1 protein-coding gene is annotated in these 888 nt (G+C 59.9%); it reads right to left on the bottom strand.

What is annotated here, in order from left to right:
• Nucleotides 1–888 (bottom strand): hypothetical protein (locus tag EN955_RS35040; RefSeq protein ID WP_164769978.1); only part of this gene is annotated, 888 nt, incomplete at both ends.

The raw sequence follows: 888 nt of genomic DNA, 5'->3' as shown, positions 1-888 counted from the left end.
GAAGTATCGAGCGCTCACCTCCTCGCCGCGCGGTCCGATCAAGCTCCAAGTCAGGTTCTGCAGCGGATCATTGGTTAGGTTGTCGAAATAGAGCCGCCTAGCGTTCGCCAGATCGAAGGTATAGCGGCTTTGCTGGCCGGCATGCGCGATCGCTCCGTCAACCGTCGCGCCGACCGTCAGCGCGGCTATTGTGTCCTCGACCTTGTGGATCGCAAAGCCGAAATCCACTGGGCTCGCATTGGATACATAGCCCTCGATCGCCAGCGTGTAGGTGCCCGTGAACGCCAGCGCCTGGACGTCGACGTCTCCAAAACCATTGAACCAGACCTGCCGGCCGAACGGATCGAGCAGTCGCCAGACGGTGCCGCCGCTATCGCTTTGTTGGTCGAAGAAGAACTTTTCGCCGACCGTGGCATCGAAGCGGTAGAGCGCCGTCTCCGTGCCGGTCGGCAGCGTCCCCGACACCGGCGTGGCCGAGGCGATCGGCGTCGCCATTGCGATATCAAGCAGCCGGAAGCTGTAGGAGCCCGTTGATCCGCTGCCTTGCACGCGCAGCTGATAGGTGCCGGGAATCTTCAGCGTGATAACCGGATCACTTCCGAAATTCGCTGCATCTGAATTCGTGAAGAAGCGAGAGGCTATCTCGCCCTGTGGCCCGATCAAACTCCAGGTCAGGCCCGAATTATTCAGGGCATCGAAGAGGAGTTGCGTCGGTTGAGTGATATCGAAGACGTAGTTGTCCTCTTCGCCCGCCGTGTCGATCGTACCTGTCGTGGTGGCACCCAGTACAAGAGGCGTTCCAGTCGGAGCCGGCAGGTCGACATGCCCCTCGGACGTGACATTGAAGGTGTATTGAAGCGCCCCATTCGCATCAATCTGCCCTTCGAA

Source organism: Mesorhizobium sp. M7A.F.Ca.CA.001.04.2.1 (genome assembly GCF_003998485.1).
In the GTDB taxonomy this organism is placed as follows: domain Bacteria; phylum Pseudomonadota; class Alphaproteobacteria; order Rhizobiales; family Rhizobiaceae; genus Mesorhizobium; species Mesorhizobium ciceri.
The sequence above is the reverse complement of the archived record's forward strand: the minus strand, read 5'-3'. Positions and strand labels throughout refer to the sequence as shown.